General features: G+C 71.1%; 6 protein-coding genes and 1 pseudogene. 1 reads left to right on the top strand and 6 read right to left on the bottom strand.

All coding sequences use genetic code 11. The annotated features are described in order from the left end of the window. From ACWDX9_RS55775 to ACWDX9_RS55750, 6 genes and pseudogenes are all read right to left on the bottom strand, one after another. Positions 1-213: pseudogene (locus ACWDX9_RS55775) on the bottom strand (ATPase); the annotation flags it as partial. Next, positions 213-1,472: a 6-phospho-beta-glucosidase gene (locus tag ACWDX9_RS55770; protein ID WP_449970873.1), complete on the bottom strand. Its 1,260-nt coding sequence runs from the start codon at positions 1,470-1,472 to the stop codon at positions 213-215. The gene ACWDX9_RS55770 and the pseudogene ACWDX9_RS55775, both read right to left, overlap by 1 nt. Then, the gene (locus ACWDX9_RS55765; RefSeq protein ID WP_449970871.1) at positions 1,469-2,374 is read right to left on the bottom strand and encodes a carbohydrate ABC transporter permease; all 906 of its coding nucleotides are present in this window, start codon (positions 2,372-2,374) and stop codon (positions 1,469-1,471) included. Before ACWDX9_RS55765 ends, ACWDX9_RS55770 begins: the two co-directional genes overlap by 4 nt. Continuing rightward, on the bottom strand, positions 2,371-3,300 hold the full coding sequence (locus ACWDX9_RS55760) for a carbohydrate ABC transporter permease (protein WP_350734607.1): 930 nt from the start codon (positions 3,298-3,300) through the stop codon (positions 2,371-2,373). The genes ACWDX9_RS55765 and ACWDX9_RS55760 overlap by 4 nt, the downstream gene beginning before the upstream one ends. Before the next feature lies 1 nt (position 3,301). Then, complete coding sequence (locus ACWDX9_RS55755) at positions 3,302-4,648, bottom strand: ABC transporter substrate-binding protein (protein ID WP_449970867.1); 1,347 nt, start codon at positions 4,646-4,648, stop codon at positions 3,302-3,304. 25 nt (positions 4,649-4,673) lie between these two features. Further along, positions 4,674-5,870, bottom strand: a complete 1,197-nt coding sequence (locus ACWDX9_RS55750) for an ROK family transcriptional regulator (RefSeq protein WP_449970865.1) — start codon at positions 5,868-5,870, stop codon at positions 4,674-4,676. 327 nt (positions 5,871-6,197) lie between these two features. Here ACWDX9_RS55750 and ACWDX9_RS55745 point away from each other — a divergent pair. Further along, positions 6,198-8,135: HelD family protein (locus ACWDX9_RS55745; protein WP_449970863.1), on the top strand; the 1,938-nt coding region annotated here is incomplete at its 3' end.

Genomic DNA, 8,135 nt, shown 5'->3' with positions numbered 1-8,135 from the left:
CACGTGGTCGAACCCGCCCTCGGGCACCGCCTCAGGATCCAGGACGGCGAGCGCGTCGCGCACCACGCCCACTGCCGCCGCCACCCCGTCGCGCTGCGGCGCGAACGGCCCCGAGCGGCCGGTGGCGAGCACCTCGCCGTGCTCCGAGATCACCGCCACGTCGGTCTTGCTGTTGCCGCCGTCCACCGCCAGCACGAGCCGCGGGCGCCCCACTAGCCCACCGCCCACGGCAGATGCGCGCTGTTCGCCTCGAGGAGCAGGCCCGTCAGCTCCTCGGCGATCTCGTCCTGCCCGACCAGCGGATGGGCGAGCAGGGCGTCCCGCACCCGGTCCGCGCCGCCGTGCAGCGCCGCGTCCAGGGCCAGGCGCTCGTACGCGGACACGTGCGCGATCAGCCCGGCGTACAGCGGCTCGACCGGCGGCACCGGCAGCGGCACCGCGCCCCGGGCCCCGACTGCCGCGGGCACCTCGATCACCGCCGCGTCGTCGAGGAACGGCAGCGTGCCGCCGTTCCGGACGTTCACCACCTGGACGTCACCCCGGTCCCCGAGCAGCGACGCGATCAGCGCCACCGCCGCCTCCGAGTAGAACGCCCCGCCGCGCTCCGACAGCAGCTCCGGCTTGGTCACCACGGCCGGGTCGGCGTACATCTCCAGCAGCCGCCGCTCCAGCGCCGCCACCTCGGCCGCCCGCGACGGCTTGGCGCGCTGCTCGCGCACCACGGCGTCGTGCGCGTAGAAGTAGCGCAGGTAGTAGGAGGGGACCGAGCGCAGCCGCTCCAGCAGCTCCGGCCGCAGCCCGAGGCTGTCGGCGATCTCCTGCCCGTGCGAGCGCAGGATGGCCGGCAGGACGTCCTCGCCGTCCACGTGGACGGACCGCTCCCAGGTCAGGTGGTTCAGCCCGACGTGGCCGAGCGAGACCCGCGAGGGCTCCACCCCCAGCCACCCGGCGAAGCCGCGCTGGAAGCCGATCGCCACGTTGCACAGCCCGATCGCCCGGTGCCCGGCGTCCAGGAGGGCCCGGGTGACGATGCCGACGGGGTTCGTGAAGTCCACGATCCACGCCTGCGGCGCCAGCGCGCGTACCACCGAAGCGATCTCCAGCACGACCGGCACCGTGCGCAGCGCCTTGGCCAGCCCGCCCGCGCCCGTCGTCTCCTGCCCCACGCACCCGCAGCGCAGCGGCAGCGTCTCGTCCACCTCCCGAGCCGCCTGCCCGCCCACCCTGAGCTGGAACAGCACCACCTGCGCCCCCGCGACCCCCTCCTCCACCGAGGAGGTGGCCAGCACGCGGGCCGGATGCCCCGCGTGCGCCAGCATCCGCCGCGACACGCCCGCCACCAGCTCCAGGCGCGCGGCGTCGGGGTCTATCAGGGCGATCTCCGTCACCGGCAGCTCGTCGCGCAACCGCGCGAAGCCGTCCACCAGCTCAGGCGTGTACGTCGAGCCGCCCCCGACCACGGCCAGTTTCAACCCTTCACTCCCGTCAAAGTCACGCCCTCGATGAACACTCGCTGGGCGAAGAAGAACACGATGATCACCGGTGCGGTCACCAGCAGCGTGGCGGCCATGGTGAGGTTCCACTGCACGCTGTGGAACGCCTTGAACGTGGCCAGGCCGAGCGACAGCGTCAGGTGGTCCTGTTCGACGCCGGCGTACAGCAGCGGCCCGTAGTAGTCGTTCCAGCAGTAGAAGAACTGGAACAGGGCGACCGCCGCGATGGCCGGGCGGGCCATCGGCAGGACCACCCTGACGAGGGTCGTGAAGTCGGAGCAGCCGTCCACCTTGGCCGCGTCGGTGTAGTCGCGCGGGATCGTGACCAGGAACTGCCGCAGCAGGAAGATCGAGAACGCGTCCCCGAGCAGCATCGGCAGGATCAGCGGCCACAGGCTGTCCGTCAGCCCCAGCCGCGCCCACACCAGGTAGATCGGCACCGCGATGACCTGCGGCGGCAGCATCATCGCCGTGATCACCAGCAGGAACGCCAGCCGCCGCCCGCGAAAGCGGAACTTGGCCAGCGCGTACGCCACCGGCACCGACGACACCACCGTGAACAGCGTCCCGAGCACCGCGTACATGAGCGTGTTGGCCGCCCACCGCAGCAGCATCGACTTCTCGAACACCACGGCGAAGTTGTCCCAGTTCCAGCTGTGCGGCCACAGGTCGCTGGTCAGCGCCTGCTGGTCGGTCATCAGCGCGGTCAGCGCGATGAACACCACCGGCGCCAGGAACATCAGCGCCAGCGCGACGGCCAGCGCGTGCGTGGCGATCCACACCAGCACCCGCCGCCTGCGGGCCCGGACGCCGTCCCGCCGGGCGTGCGCGGCCACCGGACGGGGCGGCGCGGTGCCCGGGTCGACGATCGTGGCACTCATGACGCCTCCTCGGCCTTGCGGAACTGCCGCAGCAGGATCAGCGTGAAGATCATCGAGGTGGCGAACAGGAGCAGCGCGAGCACGCACGCGTACCCCATGGAGTAGTCGCGGAAGCCGACCTGGAACAGCCACTGCGGCAGCGTCAGCAGCGACTCGTCCGGATAGCCGGGCGAGAACGAGCTGCCCGGCGAGTCGGTCTCGCCCGAGGCCACCCGGGAGGCGATCATCGCCTGGGTGAAGTACTGCAGGGCGTAGATGACGTTCGTGACCAGGGAGAACATCAGCACGGGCGCGATCGCGGGCAGCGTCACGCTGCGGAACTGCCGCCACGCTCCCGCCCCGTCGATGGCCGCGGCCTCATACAGGTGCCTGGGCACGTCCAGCAGCGCCGCCATGAAGATCACGACCAGCTGGCCGCAGCTCCACAGCGACAGCAGCGTCAGGCTCGGCTTCGACCAGGCCGGATCGCCGAACCAGTCGGGCCCCCGGACCCCGAACAGGGCCAGGAACTGGTTCCACGGCCCGGTCGCCGGGTTCATCAGGAAGACGAACGTGATCGTGCCGGCCGCGAGCGGCACCAGCGACGGCAGGTAGAAGATCGTGCGGAACAGCCCGACGCCGGCCTTGAGCCGCACCACGAGCTGCGCCAGCGCCAGCGAGCACAGCACGGTCGCCGGCACCATGATGAGCACCAGCCACAGCGTGTTCTTCGCTGAGGTCAGCACCCTGGGGTCCTCGAACAGGTAGCGGTAGTTGTCCAGGCCGGCGAACTCGAGGGTGTACATGTCGTAGCGGTGGAAGGAGAAGTACACCGTGGACAGCAGCGGGTAGACGAAGAAGATCGACACCCCGGCGATCCACGGCGACAGCCACACGAGGGCCCGCAGGCCCTCGCGGCGCCGCCACACGTCAGCGAGCGCGGCCACCTCAGCCCCCGGACAGCTTCAGCTTGTCGTCGATCTGCTTGTCCACGCCTTTCAGCCCGGCGTCCAGATCGGGTACGCCGCCCTTCTCCCACTTGGTCACGAACGTGCCCATGACCTCCTGGTTGAAGACGCTGTTCACGCTGGCGGGGATGGTCGAGGTCTTCGGGTGGGCGAAGATGTTCAGGAACGTCGTGAAATTGGCGTCCTTGGCCAGCTCGGGGGACTCCATCGACGCCTTCGTCGTCGGCACGTTGCGCAGCGCGTTCGACAGCGTCACCAGCGAGGAGGTGTCCGTGGTGAGGTGCTTGACCAGCTCCCACGCCTGCTGCGGATGCTTGGCCCCCTTCGGCACGCCGATCACGGTGCCCGCGGTGAAGCCGCTGCCGTACAGGTCGGGCCGGTCGTCGGCGACGGGCAGGGGAGCGGTGCCGTAGTCGAGGTCCTTCGCCTCGTTGGCGATCATGGCGTTACGCCACTCGCCGTCCAGGACCATGGCCACCTTGCCCTGGTAGAAGGGGTGCTTGGCGCTCCACTCGTCGCCCAGGCTCTTGCGGAACTTCTCCAGGTTGGCGTAGCCGTACCAGTCGACGAGCTCCTTCTGCCAGGTCAGCAGCCGCTTCCAGGCCAGGTCGGAGCCGATGGCCGAGGTGCCGTCGTCGTTGTACCACTTGGCGCCGACCATGGGAGCCAGGTGGGTGGGGCTGTTCTCGTAGTACTGGACGCTCGGGATGAACCCGGCCACCTTGATCGTGCCGTCGGCGTCGCGCACGGTGAGCTTCTTGGCCAGCGCGGTCAGCTCGCTCAACGTCTTGGGCGGCTGATTGCCCTTCATCAGCGCCTTGTTGTAGTAGAGCCCGTACGCGTCCGCCAGCAGCGGCAGCGTGCACTGCCTGCCCTCGAAGCCCGAGTACGAGCGTGCCACCTCGGGCAGCACCGACAGGTCGATCCCGTCCTGCTTGATCACCGGGGTGAGATCCTGGAACGCTCCCGACTTACACCATTGGGCCACGCTGTCGGTCGTGAACGAGGCCGCCACGTCGGGCGCGTTGCCGCCCCGGATGGCCTGGGTGATCTGGTCGTCCTGCACGTTCTTGACGGCCTTGACGGTGATCTGCGGGAATTTCTTATTGAAGCCCGCGATGGCCTCCTCGAACGCCTTGACCTCGGCGTCCGTGTTGAACCCGTGCCACAGCTCCAGCGTGGCCGCCGGGAGCGCCTGCGAGGCCGAGCCCGAAGGTTTGGGCTGGGCGCCGAGCGACGGCCCTGCCTGTTTGTTCGCGGTGCACCCGCTCAGAGTGCAGGCGGTCAGCGCGAGAGCCGCGGCGACCGACAGAGGGACGAAGCGCACGGGGGGTGCCTCCTGCCGTGGTGGATCATGTCGGAACGGTTGAGCTGAAAACCTCTTCGCGTACGGTGGCAAGAGCCAGATCGAGGGCGCCGGCGAGGACGGGGTTGCCCTCGACGCTCGACAGCCGGACCCGGGGCTGCGGGATGGTGAGCGCGTGCAGCTCGTGTTCGACCAGCTCGCGCAGGGTCTCGCCGCCCGACAGCACGACGCCGCCGGTCAGCACGATCAGTCCGGGGTCCACGACGGACGTGATCGCGGCCAGGCCCACGGCCAGCCGGGCGGCGATGTCGCGCAGCCCCGCCCTGGCGTCGTCGGCCTTCTGGCCCTTCCCCTCGGCCGCCCGCACGGCGTTGGCGACCGCGTGCGGGAAGTCGCCGCCGCGCACGCCGTACGAGCGCAGCAGCTTCAGCACCGCCGGGCCGCCGGTGAGCGCCTGGTAGCCGTGGTTGGCGTAGCGCCCCGCCTCGCGGGCCGTCGGCGCGCCCGGGGTCGGCATGTAGCCCACCTCGCCCGCGCCGCCCGTGGCGCCCCGGTGTATCCGGCCGCCCAGCACGATGGCCGAGCCGATGCCCTCGTCGGCCCACAGCAGCACGAAGTCCTGATGGTCCTGGGCCGCCCCGTGCGCCTGCTCGGCCACCGCGACCAGGTTGACGTTGTTCTCCACGTCCACCGGCACGCCCAGGCCCGCGCTGAGGGTCGGCACCAGGTCGGGGAGCTGCCAGCCGGGCACGTCCTTGGCGGCCGCGTACCCCAGCCTGCCGGTGGAGGGGTCGATCGCGGCCTGCACGCCGATCACGACCCGGCGCAGCTTGTCCGGCGGGCTCGCGCCCTCCAGGGCCGCGTTCAGGCGGTCCACCAGCTCGCCGGGGGGCCGGCGCGGGGTCGGGAGCGTGTGCTCGCCGACGATCGTGCCGGTGATGTCGGCCACCTTGGCCTCGATCCGGTCGGGCGTGACGTCCAGCGCGGCCACGTACGCCGCCGCGGGGTTGATCCGGTAGACCTCCGCCGTACGCCCCGGCAGGCCCTCCCTGATGCCGTCGAGCACCACCAGCCCGGCCTCCTGCAGCCGGGCGAGGAGCTGGGACGCCGTCGGCTTGGACAGCCCGGTGAGGGTGCCGATCTCGGGGCGGGTCAGCGGACCGCGTTCGAGGAGTGCCTGCAGGGCGGCGCGATCATTGATGGCACGTAGCAGACTGGGGGTCCCCGGTACCGGACCGCTCACGGATGGGCTCCTTGCGAGTTAGGAAACTTTCCTAACTCGGAACATAGGGAGTCCGGCCCCGTGGGTCAAGAGCCGGATGCAGGTGAAACCAAGCCGTAACAAGGAAAGAGATCAGGGGGAGAAAGCAGGTGGGAGTGCCTCAACAGGCGTGCTAATGTCGTCGTTTGTCGTAACAACAAGCAGAATGGCCCGGAGTGTCTCATTAACCACAATAACGGTCAGGCGGCAACTCGTCAAACAGAGCTCGCCAGGGAGCAGGCATACGTCACCCGACTCTACGACCGCCTCGACGAGCTGCGCGAGCGTACCCAGCGGCAGCTCAAGGAGGTGCTGGCCACGGGCGCCGTCGGCACGATGCAGAACAGGTCGGAGCGCGACACGTTCGCCGAGATGTACGCCTCCAGGCTCGCCCGGCTCTGGGCGGTCGAGCGCGGCCTGGTTTTCGGTCGCCTCGATCATGTCGACGAGGGCCGGCTGTACATCGGCAAGCTCGGCATGACCGACGACGAGCAGCTGCGCCTGCTCATCGACTGGCGCGCGCCGGTCGCGCAGCCGTTCTACCGTGCCACCCCGGCCGCTCCGATGGGCCTGACCAGGCGCCGCCACCTGCAGACCAAGGGCCGCGCCGTGATCGGCGTCGACGACGACCTGCTCGACCTCGACTCGCTCACCGACGACGACCGCGCCACGCTCAACGGCGAGGCGGCCCTGCTGGCCGCGCTCGACGAGCGGCGCACCGGCCGCATGCGCGACATCGTGGCGACCATCCAGGGCGAGCAGGACCGCGTCATCCGCAGCGACCTGAACGGCGTGCTGGTCGTCCAGGGCGGTCCCGGCACCGGCAAGACGGTCGTCGCGCTGCACCGCGCCGCGTACCTGCTCTACACCCACCGCGAACGGCTCGAGCGGCGCGGCGTGCTCATCCTCGGGCCCAACCTCACCTTCCTGCGCTACATCGAGCAGGTGCTGCCCTCGCTCGGTGAGACCGACGTGCTGCTGTCCACGGTCGGGGAGCTGTACCCGGGCGTGACCGCCACCGCCAGGGAGCGGCCCGAGGTGGCCGCGCTCAAGGGCGACGCGCGCATGGCCGAGGTGATCGCCAAGGCCGTACGCGACCGGCAGCGGGTGCCGCGCAAGCCCGTCGAGCTCACCATCGGGCGCATCACGCTCACCATCGACCGTTCCATGCTCGACGGCGCGCGCAACAAGGCCACCCGCTCCCGGCGGCCGCACAACCAGGCGCGCGCCGTGTTCGTCCGGTCGCTGCTGAACGCCCTGGCCAGGCAGCAGGCCCGCAAGATCGGCAAGGGGCTCATCGACGACGACGAGCTGGCCGACCTGCGTGAGGAGCTGCGTACCGAGCCGGTGGTCAAGTCCGCGCTCAACCGGCTGTGGCCGTACCTGACGCCGCAGCGGCTGCTGCTCGGCCTGTACGGCTCCCCGGAGCGCCTCGGCTACGCCGCCTCCGAGCTGAGCCCGCAGGAACGCGCCCTGCTGCGGCGCGACGGCGGGGAGTGGACCGAGTCGGACGTGCCGCTGCTGGACGAGGCCGCCGAGCTGCTCGGCGAGATCGACGAGCAGGTGCTGCGGGCCAGCGCGATGCAGGCCGAGGAGGAGCTGGCCGCCGCCAGGCAGGCCGAGGAGAGCGAGCGCGAGGCCGAGCTCGCCTACGCGCGCGAGGTCCTGGAGCTGACCGGGCTGTCCGACGTCATGGAGGCCGAGCGCCTGGCCGAGCGCCAGCGTGGCGAGGGCCCCTACCTCACCACCGCCGAGCGCGCCGCGGCCGACCGCACGTGGGCCTACGGGCACGTGATCGTGGACGAGGCGCAGGAGCTGTCGCACATGGCGTGGCGGGCGGTCATGCGGCGGTGCCCGACGCGGTCGATGACGATCGTCGGGGACATCGCGCAGACCGGGTCGGCGGCCGGGGCGCGGTCGTGGGAGGAGGTCCTCGACCCGTACGTGGCCGGGCGGTGGCGCCAGGAGAGGCTCACCGTCAACTACCGCACGCCGGTGGAGCTGATGGCGGTGGCCGCCCGGGTGCTGGCCACCATCGACCCCGCCCTGCAGGCGCCCACGTCCGTGCGCGAGCTCGGCGTGGAGCCGTGGTCGGCGCCGCTGCCGGCGCTGGCGGAGCTGGTCAAGGCGGAGGTGGGGGAGGGCGGCAAGGTCGCCGTGGTGGTGCCGGACGCGCTGCTGGAGTCGCTGGGGGCGGAGGTGGCCGCCACGGTGACGGGCGCGGTGGTGGTGGCGCCCGGCCCGGGC

Source organism: Nonomuraea sp. NPDC003201 (genome assembly GCF_053590415.1).
The sequence above is the reverse complement of the archived record's forward strand: the minus strand, read 5'-3'. Positions and strand labels throughout refer to the sequence as shown.

Coding starts and splice junctions, on each gene's coding strand:
- ACWDX9_RS55765 (WP_449970871.1), bottom strand. CDS start 2,374: ATGAGTGCCACGATCGTCGACCCGGGCACCGCGCCGCCCCGTCCGGTG.